This window comes from Rhizobium sp. BT04 (genome assembly GCF_030053135.1).
GTDB lineage: Bacteria > Pseudomonadota > Alphaproteobacteria > Rhizobiales > Rhizobiaceae > Rhizobium > Rhizobium binxianense.
This window is the reverse complement of record NZ_CP125652.1, coordinates 804,337-818,301: the sequence shown is the minus strand read 5'-3', so window position 1 is coordinate 818,301 and position 13,965 is coordinate 804,337. Positions and strand designations below refer to the sequence as shown.

The 13,965-nt window shown below is 63.3% G+C and carries 13 protein-coding genes; 3 read left to right on the top strand and 10 right to left on the bottom strand.

Annotated elements, in window-relative coordinates; all coding sequences use genetic code 11:
* Nucleotides 1-110 precede the first annotated feature (110 nt).
* The 5 genes from purB to QMO82_RS12560 all read right to left on the bottom strand — a co-directional run bounded on the left by purB (nucleotide 111) and on the right by QMO82_RS12560 (nucleotide 4,555).
* Nucleotides 111-1,418 (bottom strand): adenylosuccinate lyase, encoded by a 1,308-nt coding sequence (purB, locus tag QMO82_RS12580; protein WP_183607198.1) that lies wholly within the window; start codon nucleotides 1,416-1,418, stop codon nucleotides 111-113.
* A 70-nt stretch (nucleotides 1,419-1,488) separates the two neighbouring features.
* Complete coding sequence (locus QMO82_RS12575; RefSeq protein WP_183607199.1) at nucleotides 1,489-1,974, bottom strand: hypothetical protein; 486 nt, start codon at nucleotides 1,972-1,974, stop codon at nucleotides 1,489-1,491.
* 28 nt (nucleotides 1,975-2,002) lie between these two features.
* Nucleotides 2,003-2,731, bottom strand: coding sequence for a DUF2259 domain-containing protein (locus QMO82_RS12570; RefSeq protein WP_097619599.1), 729 nt, complete (start codon nucleotides 2,729-2,731; stop codon nucleotides 2,003-2,005).
* Nucleotides 2,728-3,405: a ribulose-phosphate 3-epimerase gene (gene rpe / locus QMO82_RS12565; RefSeq protein WP_183607200.1), complete on the bottom strand. Its 678-nt coding sequence runs from the start codon at nucleotides 3,403-3,405 to the stop codon at nucleotides 2,728-2,730. Before rpe ends, QMO82_RS12570 begins: the two co-directional genes overlap by 4 nt.
* A gap of 67 nt (nucleotides 3,406-3,472) precedes the next feature.
* Nucleotides 3,473-4,555, bottom strand: coding sequence for an ABC transporter substrate-binding protein (locus QMO82_RS12560; RefSeq protein WP_183607201.1), 1,083 nt, complete (start codon nucleotides 4,553-4,555; stop codon nucleotides 3,473-3,475).
* Between the two features lie 183 nt (nucleotides 4,556-4,738).
* Between QMO82_RS12560 and QMO82_RS12555 the strand changes: the two genes are divergently transcribed.
* A complete protein-coding gene (locus tag QMO82_RS12555; protein ID WP_183607202.1) occupies nucleotides 4,739-5,233 on the top strand; it encodes a flavin reductase in 495 nt (164 codons plus the stop codon).
* Nucleotides 5,234-5,264: 31 nt separating this feature from the next.
* The gene (locus tag QMO82_RS12550; RefSeq protein WP_183607203.1) at nucleotides 5,265-5,582 is read left to right on the top strand and encodes a TfoX/Sxy family protein; all 318 of its coding nucleotides are present in this window, start codon (nucleotides 5,265-5,267) and stop codon (nucleotides 5,580-5,582) included.
* Here the strand turns inward: QMO82_RS12550 and QMO82_RS12545 are convergent, their stop codons facing one another.
* The 5 genes from QMO82_RS12545 to QMO82_RS12525 all read right to left on the bottom strand — a co-directional run bounded on the left by QMO82_RS12545 (nucleotide 5,583) and on the right by QMO82_RS12525 (nucleotide 10,407).
* On the bottom strand, nucleotides 5,583-6,008 hold the full coding sequence (locus tag QMO82_RS12545; RefSeq protein WP_183607204.1) for an NUDIX domain-containing protein: 426 nt from the start codon (nucleotides 6,006-6,008) through the stop codon (nucleotides 5,583-5,585).
* A gap of 7 nt (nucleotides 6,009-6,015) precedes the next feature.
* The gene (locus tag QMO82_RS12540) at nucleotides 6,016-7,533 is read right to left on the bottom strand and encodes a DEAD/DEAH box helicase (RefSeq protein WP_183607205.1); all 1,518 of its coding nucleotides are present in this window, start codon (nucleotides 7,531-7,533) and stop codon (nucleotides 6,016-6,018) included.
* 157 nt (nucleotides 7,534-7,690) lie between these two features.
* Nucleotides 7,691-9,004, bottom strand: a complete 1,314-nt coding sequence (locus QMO82_RS12535) for a peptidoglycan DD-metalloendopeptidase family protein (RefSeq protein ID WP_183607206.1) — start codon at nucleotides 9,002-9,004, stop codon at nucleotides 7,691-7,693.
* A 105-nt stretch (nucleotides 9,005-9,109) separates the two neighbouring features.
* Nucleotides 9,110-9,937, bottom strand: a complete 828-nt coding sequence (locus tag QMO82_RS12530) for a ferritin-like domain-containing protein (protein ID WP_183607207.1) — start codon at nucleotides 9,935-9,937, stop codon at nucleotides 9,110-9,112.
* Nucleotides 9,934-10,407, bottom strand: a complete 474-nt coding sequence (locus tag QMO82_RS12525) for a peroxiredoxin (RefSeq protein ID WP_183607208.1) — start codon at nucleotides 10,405-10,407, stop codon at nucleotides 9,934-9,936. The genes QMO82_RS12530 and QMO82_RS12525 overlap by 4 nt, the downstream gene beginning before the upstream one ends.
* 124 nt (nucleotides 10,408-10,531) lie before the next feature.
* Between QMO82_RS12525 and QMO82_RS12520 the strand changes: the two genes are divergently transcribed.
* Nucleotides 10,532-13,930 carry an AsmA-like C-terminal domain-containing protein gene (locus QMO82_RS12520; RefSeq protein WP_183607209.1) on the top strand — a complete coding sequence of 1,133 codons (3,399 nt, stop codon included), beginning with the start codon at nucleotides 10,532-10,534 and terminating at the stop codon, nucleotides 13,928-13,930.
* The last annotated feature ends 35 nt before the right edge of the window (nucleotides 13,931-13,965 follow it).

The following is a 13,965-nucleotide window of genomic DNA, read 5'->3' as shown; positions in this document are numbered from 1 at the left end:
ATCAGGCTGCGACTAAGGGGAAAAGCCACCCGACAGATTCTGACGGAGAGGTATGCCGGCAGAAAAACGGCGCCTGCAAGGGCGCCGCCGTATCGTTTATTGCAGATCGTTCACGCCTCGCCAAACACCCGCCGGAAGATCGTGTCGACGTGTTTGGTATGGTAGCCGAGATCGAACTTCTCCCGGATGTCATCCTCCGAAAGCGCCGTGCGGACCTCCGCATCCGCCAGCAGCTCCTCCAAAAAATCCTTGCCCTGTTCCCAGACCTTCATGGCATTGCGCTGGACGAGGCGATAGGCATCCTCGCGGGAGGTGCCGGCCTGGGTCAGCGCCAGGAGGACGCGCTGGGAGTGGACGAGGCCGCGGAACTTGTTGAGGTTCTTCTCCATATTCTCGGGATAGACCAGCAGCTTCTCGATGACGCCGGCAAGCCTGGACAGGGCGAAATCGAGGGTGACTGTGGCATCGGGGCCGATCATGCGCTCGACTGAGGAATGCGAGATATCGCGCTCGTGCCAGAGGGCGACGTTTTCCATCGCCGGCAGGGCGTAGGAGCGGACCATGCGGGCAAGGCCGGTCAGGTTTTCGGTCAGAACCGGGTTGCGCTTGTGCGGCATGGCCGAAGAGCCCTTCTGGCCGGGCGAGAAATATTCTTCGGCCTCCAGCACCTCGGTGCGCTGCAGGTGGCGGATTTCGGTCGCCAGGCGCTCGATCGACGAGGCGACGACGCCGAGGGTGGCAAAATACATGGCGTGGCGGTCACGCGGGATGACCTGCGTCGAGACCGGCTCGGCCTTCAGGCCCAGTGCTGCGGCGACATGTTCCTCGACGCGCGGATCGATATTGGCGAAGGTGCCGACGGCGCCCGAGATGGCGCAGGTCGCGACTTCCTCGCGGGCGGCGACGAGGCGCTGGCGGCAGCGCTCGAATTCGGCATAGGCCAGCGCCAGCTTGACGCCGAAGGTCGTCGGCTCGGCATGGATGCCGTGCGAGCGGCCGATGGTGACGGTGTCCTTGTGTTCGAAGGCGCGGGTTTTCAGCGCTGCGAGCAGGCGGTCGAGATCGGCGATGAGGATGTCGGTGGCGCGTACCAGCTGGACGTTGAAGCAGGTGTCGAGCACGTCGGACGAAGTCATGCCCTGATGGACAAAGCGCGCATCCGGGCCGACGATCTCGGCGAGATGGGTGAGGAAGGCGATGACGTCATGCTTGGTGACGGCCTCGATCTCGTCGATGCGGTTGACGTCGAAGGTGGCGGCGCCGCCTTTTTCCCAGATCGTCTTTGCCGCCGATTTCGGGATGACGCCGAGCTCGGCCAGCGCGTCGCAGGCATGCGCCTCGATCTCGAACCAGATGCGGAACTTGGTTTCGGGAGACCAGATGGCGACCATTTCAGGCCGGGAATAACGCGGGATCATGGGCGGCTGCCTTCACTTCAAAGAGGATTCATCGAGGTTAGCGCCCCTGTAGCAAAGACCGGCGGCAATCTCAACGCATGCGTTTGGCAAGATGATAGCTGCTAACGACAAGGCAGACGAGGCCGAGCGGCAGGAAAAGGCGCAGGCCGATCACCAGGAACTGGTAGACGGCGCTGATACTGGTGAAGACGAACTGGAAGGCCCAGACGAAACTGCCGAAGGGGGCGTGCCAGCGCGAATAGAAGAGCCGGTATTCCATGGCGAAGAGAAAGGCGGTCATCAGGATCGTCGCCGCGGTCAACGTCACGAAAAATGCGGCAAAACGCGCTTCCGGCGCTCGATCATAGGCAAAGAAGCGGGCGACCGGCAGGGCGAAGGGCCAGGAGAGCAGGCCGCCGAGGAAATAAAGGGCGGCGATCTCGGCCAGCCGGCTCGTCTGCAGTCCGTTGCGGAGATAAAGGCCGAGCATGGCGGCGGCGAGCATCTGCATGCCCCAAAGCAACGCGCCGGCAATCAGATCGGGGTAGGGCGGCTTTGCAGCTCTTAGACGATCCATCCTGGCAATCCGTCTCCGGCATCCGGGTTCAGGGATGAACCGGAACGGCGATCCAGCGTCCGTTTCTTGCCGCATCGAAGGCGAGGACCAGGGCGATGTGAACCGGGTTTGCGCCCTCCGGCTGGTAGACCATGGCGCCGCCGATCCGGTATTCTACCGAACAGATGCGCTCGGCCGGAACCGTCGTTGCCTGGCGCGCGGCCTGGCGGTTCGGAGCGCCTTCCTTCTCGATCATCTGCAGGCTGAAACCGATGACGCGCTTGTCGAGCGCCGTGCAGTCCTTCGATGTCGGCACCGGCATCTCACCCAGCGAGAGCGTATAGGGCGATTTCGGGGGACCATCGGTCGCAAGTGTGGTGTAGCGGATCGTCTTCGTCGGCGAGCCGAGTTCGGTCGGCGGATTGAAGGCCGCGATCAGGCCGGGATTGGTCAGGAGATCGTATTTGTCCATCTGGCTGCGCGCCGCCGTCAGGTTCTGCCGCCGCGCCTTGGAAAGATTGGCATCCTTATCGGTCAGTTCGGTGCGGAAGGGCGTGCCCTCGATATACTGACCGCTGTCGGTATCGACGAAATAGGTGTTGGAGTAGGGGACATTGCCGCTCTCCTCCTTGATGCCGAATTCCTGAAATCCGAAGACCTTGCCGTCGGCCGAGAAGCCTAGCGGCTGGATATTGGCGATGTCTCCGGCAAGTGACAGGCCGGGCAGGCCGGCAAGTGTGGCGGCAAACACGCCGCCGATAATCAGACGTTTTATCATGTTCGTGCCCCTTCGGCTGCCTGACGCAGATCGGCGACGGTCCGGCGATAATCCTCGACCGTATCGCCCTTGAAAATGGCCGAGCCGGCGACGAGGACGTTGCCGCCGGCGCGCGCAATCGCCGGCGCCGTTTCCACCGTGACGCCGCCGTCGACCTGAAGTTCGATCGGCCGGTCGCCGATCAGTGACTTCGCCGCGGCAATCTTGGCCGCCATCGCCGGAATGAACTTCTGTCCGCCGAAACCGGGATTGACCGACATGATCAGGATGAGGTCGACATCGTCGAGCACGTTCTCGATGGCGCTGAGCGGTGTCGCCGGGTTGATCGTCACCCCGACCTTCTTGCCGAGATTGCGGATGGTCTGCAGCGAGCGGTGCAGATGCGGCCCGGCTTCGGCATGGACGGTGATCCGGTCGCAGCCCGCCTTGGCGAAGGCTTCGAGATAATCGTCAACCGGCGAGATCATCAGATGGCAGTCGAAAGTGGCTGATGTATAGGAGCGCAGCGACTTGATGACGTCGGGGCCGAAGGAGATATTCGGCACGAAATGCCCGTCCATCACGTCGAGATGGATCCAGTCGGCGCCGGCGGCCGTCACGTCGCGCACCTCCTCGCCGAGCCTGGCGAAATCCGCCGCGAGGATCGAAGGGGCAATGCGAATGGGCAGCGTCATCAAATCTCACTCCGTATGGGCTGCCATTTGACCGTGGCGGCCGGATTCAAGGCTGGCGCGCCGCCGCTCATTGCGTCGGCCCGGCAGGTGGAAAAAAGCCGTTGCCCCGCCATTCGAGCAGGCGGTAGGGGTTTTGCGAAAGCTCATGCGCGCCGGTGAAGGCAATAGGGCCGACCGGCGTCTGGAATGTCGTGCCGAGAAGCGTCTCCTGCAGCGGCTTGCCTGCCTGAGCGGCGGCTTCCGCAGCCTGGCCGGCAATGCGGGCCGCGGCCAGCGACGGCAGGACATAACCTTCCGGCTCGATGCCTTTGCCGCGCAGCGTCTCGGCCGCAGCTGCGCCCTCCTGAAGCAGGGCATATTCCGGCAGGGCGACGGCGCGCACGCCTGTACCAAGCGGCAGCGGCTGGTCGGCGGCGCGCATGGCATCGCCGCCGAGAATGGAGAGCGGGATGTTCTCTGCCTTGGCGTCGCGGGCGATGACGGCGACATCGTTGCGGTCGCCGCCGATGAAAACCCTGGTAGCACCGGCCCGTTTCAAACGGCGGACAAGGGCAATCTGCTGCTCCTGTCCCGGCCGATAGGTGTCGGTAAAGACCGGCTTCAGGCCGTTCTGCTCCAGCGCATTGCGCACCGCTTCCGTCAGTTCGCGGCCATGGATGGTGCCGTCCTCGATCAGGGCGATCGGATCGGCCGCCCAGTCCTTGAGGATCACCTCGATGACCTTTGCCGCCTCGGTGCCGTCGGCGGGCGCCAGGCGGAAGAGCGGCCAACCGTTTTTCAGCGCATCCTCCATCAGGATGCGGGAGCGCACCGAGACGGTGATGGCGGGGATGCCGGCGTCCTTCAGCTTCGGCAGCGCGCCTTCCAGCGTCTCGCTGCAGAGAAAGCCGACTGCGACCTGCACCTTGGCATTGACAAGCGCATCGGCAACCGCGGCACCGCTATTCTCCTCGCAGGTCTCGTTGACGGCGACGAGGGTGTTTCCGGACTGCTGGATCTCGAAACCGGCGCCGGCGGCAATCTGGCTGCCGAGCAGGGCGAGCGAACCGTTCTGAGGGGCGACAACGCCGATCGTCACGCCGGCCGCATGGCCCGGCACCGCCGCTCCAAGCAGCGTCAGAAAAGCTGCTATGCCACGCAGGTTGATCATGAAAGGCGGAGATCCCTAGCCATCGTCCATGCCCTTTTATCCGCAAGGCCGCAATCGTCAAAGAAAAACAAGCGTAACGCAGCGCTTTTCACCCCTCCTATTGTAGAAAAGGTAACCGATGCTCGCCATATTGGCGCGATAGCAAGACGCTGCAGGCATGTAAAACCGCGGACGGAGAAGCAGGTGTTGAACAGGCAGCATATCGACCCCGGCCTTTATCGCGACGCCATGAGCCGTTATGCCGGCCATGTGCAGCTCGTGACGACGGCTATGGAAGGCTTGCGCCGCGGCGTCACCATCACGGCCGCCTGCTCGGTCTCGGACAATCCGGCCTCGGTGCTGATCTGCCTCAACAACACCAATCCGAAGAACGAGATCTTTTTCCGCAGCGGCATCTTCGTGCTCAACACGCTGGGCGCCCATCATCAGGGCGTTGCCGACGCCTTTTCCGGGCGTACGTCGCTTGCCGATGACGAGCGTTTCGCCAGCGCCCGTTTCGAGACGCTCGTCACCGGCGCGCCGGTGCTCGCCGATGCGCTCGCTGCTTTCGATTGCCGGGTGACCGACATCAAGGAAATGCCGACGCACAATGTCATCTTCGGCGAGGTTGCGGCCGTCCGCTTCAGCGAAAAGCATCCGGCGCTCATCTATATGAACCGGGATTATCACGCGCTTTGATCGGGGCGGCCGGAATTTCGGGAGGAAAAGAATGGACAATGCCGGGATCGAGGAAATGTTTCAGGGGCTTGGCCCCGTCACGGTCAAGCGCATGTTCGGCGGCAAGGGCATCTATCATCTCGGGCGCATCATCGCGCTCGAAGTGCGCGACGAGATGCTGCTGAAGGCGGACGAGACGAGCGCCCCGGAATTTGTCGCCGCCGGCGCCACGCAGTGGACCTATGAGGGCAAGAAGGGCAAGCCGGTGAAAATGCCCTACTGGTCGATCCCCGACGAGGCCTACGACGATCCCGATCTGATGGCGAAATGGGTGCGGCTTGCCTATGAGGCATCGCTTCGCGCCGAATGACTATTCGCTTCGTTTGCTCGCCGGCAAGGCTGCTATTGCGGCCTTGGTGAAGGCTGACAGCGGTTCCGGCAAATCCGTCAGGGGAAACCAGCCGAAATCCGACAGCTTGTCCGGTTCGGTCAATTGCGGCTCACCTTCGACATCGCGGGCGAGATAGAGAAGCGAAATCCAGTGCTGGCGGTCAGGATCGATGATCTGCTCGGTCATGCCGATGCGCTCGATGCGGCCGATCTTGAGGCCGGTTTCTTCTTCGGCCTCGCGGCGTGCGGCTTGCTCGGCCGGCTCCATATGATCGACCTTGCCGCCGACGATATTCCAGTAGCCGGCTTCAGGCGGGCGCATGCGCTTGTAGAGAAGGATCCTGGCGTCGCGCAGAATCACCAGACCGACGCCGAAGCCCGGAAAATCGAGACCGGGCCTGGCCATTGGATGCTCAGACCTTGGCGCTGCCGGCGATCAGCATGAAGGCGGGGATATCGTCGCCGAAGCCGACCGGGGTCGGGCCGTCATCATGGTCGCGATGGCGGCGGCGGTCGCGGCTGTCGTCGTTGGCCGGATAAGGCCGGCTGTTGCGCGCATTGTTTTGCGGCTTCTGCTCTGCTTTGCGCTCGTTCTTCACGATGTCGGCCTTTACTGGTGCTGCCTGAATCACTTGGACGTCATTATCCTGTATGTCGTTATCAGATTTATGACCCGCGGCGCTGCGATTGCCGCGCCCGCGTGCGCGATCCCGCTCGCCTCGTTCACCCTTTGCGCCACGCTCGCGGCTGTTGCGCCGCGGGCGCTCGCTGTCGGCGCTTTCTTCTGCCGGCGGCAGGGAGTTCACATCGCCGCTCAGCCATTCGACCTTTTCGCCGATCAGCTTTTCGATCGCATCGACGAATTTGGTGTCGCGCTTGGTGACGAGCGTGAAGGCGGCGCCTGAGCGGCCGGCACGGCCGGTGCGGCCGATGCGGTGAACGTAATCTTCCGAATGGATCGGCACGTCGAAATTGAAGACGTGGCTGACATCGGGAATGTCGAGGCCGCGGGCTGCGACGTCGGACGCAACCAGCAGCTGGAGATTGCCGTCACGGAAGCTCTGCAGCGTCATGGTGCGGGAGCGCTGATCCATGTCGCCATGCAGGGCGCCCACCGAGAAGCCGTGGCGCTCCAGCGACCGGAAGAGATCGGCCACATCCTTCTTGCGGTTGCAGAAGACGATGGCGTTCTTGAGTTCGGTCTGGGCCCGGACGAGTTCACGCAGAACCGCGCGCTTCTCGTAATCCTTGCCGTGCGAGGCGACGAAGCGCTGCGTCACGGTCTTTGCCGCCGATGCGGGCTTTGCCACCTCGATGCGCTCGGGATTCTGCAGGAAACGGTCGGCGAGCTTCTGGATCTCAGGCGGCATGGTTGCCGAGAAGAACAGCGTCTGGCGGGTGAACGGGATCATCTTGGCGATGCGCTCGATATCGGGAATGAACCCCATGTCGAGCATGCGGTCGGCCTCGTCGATGACGAGGATCTCGACGCCGCTCATCAACAGCTTGCCGCGCTCGAAATGGTCGAGCAGGCGGCCGGGCGTGCAGATCAGCACATCGGCGCCGCGCTCGAGCTTGCGGTCCTGGTCCTCGAAGGAAACGCCGCCGATCAGCAGGGCAACGTTGAGGCGGTGGTTCTTGCCGTATTTTTCGAAATTCTCGGCGACCTGGGCGGCGAGTTCGCGCGTCGGCTCGAGGATCAGCGTACGGGGCATGCGGGCGCGGGCGCGCCCCTTCTCCAGAAGCGACAGCATCGGCAGAACGAAGGATGCCGTCTTGCCGGTGCCCGTCTGCGCGATGCCGCAAATATCGCGACGCTCGAGCGCAAAGGGAATGGCTCCCGCCTGAATAGGCGTGGGGATCGTGTAGCCCGCGTCGGTAACAGCGGATAGCACTTTTTGGCTCAAGCCAAGGTCAGCGAATGTCGTCAAAGGGAAAACTGTTTCCGTTCCGGTTCGGCCGAGCTCTGAACGAGTCGGCGGGATTGCATGCCGCAATGCAGCGCGACATAACCCTGAATGGCCGGCAAGTCAAGAAATAGAGAGGCCGCACCCCGTGTAGAGTGAAGCGATGGTTACCTGACGGCCATTACTTGATATAGGTGGCGAGTTTAAGGCCGGCATTCATGAAATATACTGGATCGACGGCGTGGCCGTCCTGGCGCACTTCATAGTGCAGGTGCGTCCCCGTCGAGCGGCCGGTGCTGCCGGCAAGGCCGATGACGTCGTTGCGGCCGACCGTGTCGCCGACCTTGACCAGCACCTCTGACATATGCCCGTAGCGCGTCGAGATGCCGTTGCCGTGATCGACTTCGACCATGTTGCCGTAGCCGCCGGTCCAGCCGGCCGCAATCACCTTGCCGGGGGCGGTCGGGCGAATCCTTTCGCCCGGCGAAAAGCGGAAGTCGATTCCGGAATGGAGCGCGAGGCGGCCGAGGAAAGGATCACGGCGATTGCCGAAGGGGCTGGTCACTTCCTTGCCGACGGCGGGATTGCGGAAGGGCAGGGATTCGGCAGCGCTGCGCACCGCTTCGAGCCTCGTCAGGGCGCCGTCGAGCGCAACCAGAGAATTGTTGAAGTCGTCGTTGCTTTCAGGCTCGACATAGGGGCCGCCGACGGCATCATCATCGTCTTTTCTAGCAGCGGTCTCTGCCGGCATCGGGATCTTGAAGCGGGTCAGCACGGTCGCAATGGCATTGGCGGCATTGCCGGCATCGCTCGTCAGCTGCTCGACGCGGTTGCGCTGGTCTTGTTCGACACCCTTCAGCGACAGCGTCACCTTGGAGAAGATCCGGTCGGCGCGGTCGCCGACGGTTTCAGCGGACGGCACGTAGGCAAGCGTCGAGTTGTCGGGCGTCGCATCGGCGGGTGGGCCGCTCGCCAACTGTTTCTCGATCGCCTCGATGCCGCCGCCGCTCAGCGAAGCGCGTTTGTCTTTGATGTCAGGGGCAAAGGACTGGACGGGTGAAGACGGGGCGCTGTCCTTGTCGGTCAGGCCGGAGCTTTCGGCCCGGTCGAGCAGATTGTCGAGCTTGCCGTGGCGCGAGGTCAGCGCCATTTGCTGTTCCATCAGCTTGTCCACCTTATCCTCGACCACCTGCTGGTCGAGAAGCTGGCGGGACGTGATGCGGTCGACCTGAGCGCGAAGGGCGGCGATGCGATCCTCATAGTCGTGCTGCATGCGGGCTTGCCGCGCCATGGTGGCGCCGATCAGATCGTCGCGCAGCACGAGATAGGAGGTGGCCAAGAGGTAGCCGATCGAGAAGACGCCGACGAGGCAGAAGGCAAGGGCTGCCATCCATGGCCGGACCGTCATGTGACGGACCTTGTCGCCGCTGGCCAGGATGAGGATATGTTCCTGCGCCCGCCTGCCGAATACCCGGTGCTGATGTCCGCTGTTCACGCAGGCTCTCCCGATTGATGCTCTACGCCTCTTTCGGAAAATTAGACACGCTTATGGTTAATGAATGCTTTCATTGCGCTCGCCGGATCATAAATTTCAGGGACTTCACGCGTGGCTGATCGATGCCAGCGCGCGGTAGAAGGACGGCGTCAGCCCGGCCTCGGCGCGGGCGAGATCATTGAAGGGCGGCTTCAGCGGCCCGCGGAAATTGGCGCGCACCAGCTCCTGGAAGGCCTTTGCCGGGTCACGCTTCTCTCGCGCGCAAAGAAAGCGGAACCATTTGGCGCCGACGGCGACATGGCCTTTCTCGTCGTTGTAGATGACGTCGAGAACAGCGGCACTTTCGAGATCGCCGGTCTGGCGCATCTTTGCCTGCAGCGACGGCGTGACGTCGAGGCCGCGGGCTTCGAGAATCAGCGGCACGACGGCGAGCCTTGCCGTCAGATCGTTGCGCGTCGAATGGGCCGCCTGCCAGAGCCCGTCATGGGCGGGAAGATCGCCGTAATCGGCGCCGAGATCCTTGAGGCGGGCGCGCACCATGCGGAAATGCTTTGCCTCTTCGAAGGCGACCTGCATCCAACCGTCGAAAAAGGAGTTCGGCACCTGCTCTGTCGCGAACCGGGCAACGATATCGAGCGCCAGATCGACGGCATTGAGCTCGATATGGGCGATGGCATGGAGCAGGGCGATCCGGCCTTTCAGCGTATGCAGCGAGCGCTTTTCGACCTGGGTCGGCGGCGTCAGCACCGGCCTGTCAGGACGGCCGGGCCTCTCGGGCAGGGCGGGATCGAGCGGCGAGCGCAGCGACACCCGGCGTTCAAACCAGCGGGTGGCGCTTTCCTGCGCAAGCGCCGTCTTGTGGTCGAGATCGGCGGAAGAGATCGCCTCGATGGCGCCGCCGCGCAGCGATGTTATCGCGAGATGCCCGGTCACGCCGCCAGATTCCGCACGGCCTCGAGCACGGTTTCGGCATGACCCTGCACCTTCACCTTCTGCCAGATGGTGGCGATCGTGCCGTCCTGGCGGATCAGGAAAGTGGTGCGCTCGACGCCCATGAAGTTGCGGCCGTACATGCTCTTTTCCTTCCAGACGCCATAGGCCTGCAGCGTGGTCTTTTCCTCGTCCGACGCAAGCGCCACCGAAAGGCGGTGCTTCCTGATGAACTTGTCATGGCAGGCAGCCGAATCGGGTGACATGCCGATGACAGCAGCACCCGCCGCCTCGAACTCGCTTGCCAACGCGGTAAAAGCCAATGATTCAGCGGTGCAGCCGGTCGTGTCGTCCTTGGGGTAGAAGAACAGGACGAGCGGCCTGCCGTGGAATTCGGCCAGCGAGACACGGCCGCCGCCGTCGCGGGGAAGGTTGAAATCAGGAGCCGTGGCGCCGATGCCGGGAACCGCCATAGGGAAAACCTTTCTTTTGCCGGGTTTGTGGATGACACTTTCTCTCCCCGAATTATATAGTGGATGGAAACCCGTCCAGCATGGCCGGGTTCAATTCTCACTTAAAGGGAGAGCCCGAAGGCGCATGTCAGCCATCCGCGGCGAAAAGGTCACGTTTCGCAAGAAGGATATCGTTGCGCTGGACCGCTTGCCGTCCGCCCAGGCCGAGGATCCGATCATCGTCCATTGCCCGCCGCCGCGTTCGCCAATGCGACGCACGGCGAAGCTGACGCTCGGATTTCTGGGGCTGATTCTGCTTATTCTCGCGGCGATCGTCTTCACCGTCGAGAGCGGCATGTTCGACAAGCCGCTGTCGCAGCAGGCGCAGGCGGCGCTGAATAGCGTGGCCGGACCGCGCTACCGTGCCGAGGTCGGCTCCACCGTCATCCGCTTCACCTCGGACTTTCGGCTGGCGCTTGAAGCGCGCAACGTTAACATGATCGACCAGGAGAGTGGCCAGCACCTGTCGACGACGGGTTCGGTGCGCCTGGGGCTCGATCCGCTGCAGCTTTTCCGCGGCCGTATCGCCGTCGCGGACATCGAAGCGGAGGATATCGCGCTCGATACCGCGCTTCTGCCGTCCGGCAATCCCGTCAAGCTCGACGACCTGCGCATCGACGCTATGCCGGCGGCGATGGAGAAGATCTTCTCGCAGTTCGACATATTCGACAGTATCGTGACCCGCGGCTCGACCAATTCGGTGCGCATCTCCGGCATCGACATCAAGCTTGCCGATACCGCCAACGGTCCGCTGTCGCTCGTCATCGACAATCTCGTCTTTGCCCATGCCGGCCCGTCCTCGTTGCAATTGACCGGCGAAGTCGCGCTCAACGGTGAGGTGGCGGAGCTCGACGTGCTGGCCGAGAAGGAAGGCGGCCACGTGTCGAAGGTCGTGGCGACGCTGAGGCATGCCGACCTCACGCCCTTCGGGCTGAAACGCAACGATCAGGGCGCCATACGCCAGGGGCTCAACGCCTTTGCCGACCTCACGGTGTCGGCCACCCGGGGGCGCGATGGCGTGCAGCCGGCGCTGGCGACGACGGTCGACATCGGTGCCGGCCTGATCTATGCGGATGGCGATCCGCAGGAGCTGTCGGGCGGGCAAATCAACCTCGTCTACGATTTCGACAAGCAGACGCTCGAAATCGCCCGGTCGAACGCCCGGTTCGGCGCGACCACGGTCCCGATCAACGGTGCGCTCATCGATCTCGACAAGCTCGATCCGCAGGCCGGCAAAGGCTTCGGCATCGACCTCCTCGTCAGCGGCGGCACGGCAGCCCCAGGCGGCTCCGGCGAGCAGCCGCTCTCCTTCGACATCCAGGCGACCGGTCGCTACATGGTCGCTGGGCGGGAATTCCAGTTTCCCAACATGACTGTCTCCAGCCCACTCGGCGCGCTTTACGGATCACTTGATGTCAAGCTCGGGGACAAATCGCCGGAGATCAGCTTTGCCGGCCAGTCAGCACAACTGCAGACGACGGCGATCAAGCAGCTCTGGCCCTTCTGGATGGCGCCCAAGGTGCGCACCTGGGTACACGGCAACCTCTTCGGCGGCACCGTCACCAACGCCGCCATATCAGTCTTCATTCCCTTCGGCAGGCTGGACGAGGCGGCCGGCGGCAGGGGGTTGAAGCTCGACGCCAACCAGATCCGCATCGGCTTCGACATCGCGGGCGCGCGGATGAACGTCGCCGGCGACATTCCGCCGATCCGCGACACGTCAGCCCATTTCGACCTGACCGGCCCCGTCGCGACGATCGCGATCAAGAGCGGCACGTCCTATTTCCCCTCCGGCCGTTCCGTCGGTCTCGGGCAGGGGACGTTCATAATGCCTGCCACCTACGACAAGCCGCTGATGGCGGATATCGATCTCGCGGTCTCCGGGGCAGCGGACGCCGTTGGCGAGCTTCTGACCTACCGGCCGGTGCGGGTGCTGCAGCGCGCCGGCTTTACGCCCGACGATCTCAAGGGGCGGATCGAGGCGCATGTGAAGGCGCATTTCGGCCTGCTCTCCTCGCAGAACCCACCGCCGGCCGAATGGACGGCGGCAATGAAGCTCACCGATATTGATCTTGCCAAGCCGTTTTCCGGCCGCACGATCAGCAATCTCGACGGCACGCTGAACGGCAATCCGAAACAGATCACCCTTGACGCCAAGGCCCAGATCGATGGCGTCCCGGCCGATATCGATCTTACTGAGCCGGTCGAGGCATCCGACAGCGCGAAGCGGCAGCGGGTGATCACCGCGACGCTGTCCGAAGACCAGCGCAACAAGCTGATACCCGGCCTTTCCGGCATCATCGGCGGCAGCGTGAAGATGGTGCTGACGCGGATCGACGACGACCGGCAGGACGTCCAGCTCGACCTCACCAAGTCGCAACTCGACCTGCCGTGGATCGGCTGGTCGAAGGGCAGCGGCATTGCGGCCACGGCCGAATTCGAAACCTCCGGCCCGGCCGACAATACCGAGATCAAGAACTTCCGGCTGAAGGGCGACGGCTTCGGTGCCAACGGATCGCTGAACATTGGCAAAGGCGGGCTAATCTCGGCTGATTTCGACAGCGTCAAGCTCTCCTCGCTCGACGATTTCGCCCTGTCGGTGAAACGCAGCAAGGGCAATTTCGACGTCTCGGTCTCCGGCGACAGCGCCGATGCACGGCCTGTCATCGCGCGGTTGAAATCGGGCTCTGACGGCGATGGTGGTGGCGATGCCGGCGACACCGGCGTATCGGTGCGCGCCAGGCTGAAAAACGTCATCGGCTTCAACGACGAGAAGATCGGCAATTTCCAGGCGCAGATATCACTGCGCGGCGACAAGCTGCAGACGCTCAATTTCTCCGCCGTTACCGACAGCGGCGAGGCCGTGGTCAGCCAGATGAAGGACGGCGGCGTCATCAACATCACCAGCGGCGATGCCGGCGCGGTGTCGCGTTTCGCCGACCTCTACCAGCACATGCAGGGCGGCCTGCTCAATCTGGCGATCCGGCTGGGGGCAGAGGGCGGCTGGGATGGTTCGCTCGACGTCCGCCGCTTCGCGATCGTCAACGAACAACGCCTGCGCTCGATCGTTTCGACGCCTGTCGGAAGCGAGCAGCGCAGCCTCAACGAAGCCGTCAAGCGCGATATCGATACCTCGTCGCAGCGCTTCCAGCGTGGCTTTGCCCGTGTCGTCTCGCGCAATGGTATGGTCGGCATCGAGAACGGCGTGCTGCGCGGCGACCAGATCGGCGCAACCTTCCAAGGCATCGTGCGTGACCGCAAGGGCAATATGGACATGACCGGCACCTTCATGCCGGCCTACGGCCTCAACCGGCTCTTTGCTGAACTGCCGCTGATCGGCGTCATCCTCGGCAACGGCAGCGACCGCGGCCTGATCGGCATCACCTTCAAGCTGACGGGCAAGTTCGACCAGCCGAACCTGCAGATCAACCCGTTGTCGATCATCGCGCCCGGTGTTTTCCGGCAGATCTTCGAATTCCAGTGAAGCAGCCAAGAGCTTTCTTGCGCATCCGTATCATC

Bases quoted from the DNA above. Each gene is read 5' to 3' on its own strand.
- purB (WP_183607198.1), bottom strand. From the start codon at position 1,418: ATGATCCCGCGTTATTCCCGGCCTGAAATGGTCGCCATCTGGTCTCCC.
- QMO82_RS12575 (WP_183607199.1), bottom strand. From the start codon at position 1,974: ATGGATCGTCTAAGAGCTGCAAAGCCGCCCTACCCCGATCTGATTGCC.
- QMO82_RS12570 (WP_097619599.1), bottom strand. From the start codon at position 2,731: ATGATAAAACGTCTGATTATCGGCGGCGTGTTTGCCGCCACACTTGCC.
- rpe (WP_183607200.1), bottom strand. From the start codon at position 3,405: ATGACGCTGCCCATTCGCATTGCCCCTTCGATCCTCGCGGCGGATTTC.
- QMO82_RS12560 (WP_183607201.1), bottom strand. From the start codon at position 4,555: ATGATCAACCTGCGTGGCATAGCAGCTTTTCTGACGCTGCTTGGAGCG.
- QMO82_RS12550 (WP_183607203.1), top strand. From the start codon at position 5,265: ATGGACAATGCCGGGATCGAGGAAATGTTTCAGGGGCTTGGCCCCGTC.
- QMO82_RS12545 (WP_183607204.1), bottom strand. From the start codon at position 6,008: ATGGCCAGGCCCGGTCTCGATTTTCCGGGCTTCGGCGTCGGTCTGGTG.
- QMO82_RS12525 (WP_183607208.1), bottom strand. From the start codon at position 10,407: ATGGCGGTTCCCGGCATCGGCGCCACGGCTCCTGATTTCAACCTTCCC.
- QMO82_RS12520 (WP_183607209.1), top strand. From the start codon at position 10,532: ATGTCAGCCATCCGCGGCGAAAAGGTCACGTTTCGCAAGAAGGATATC.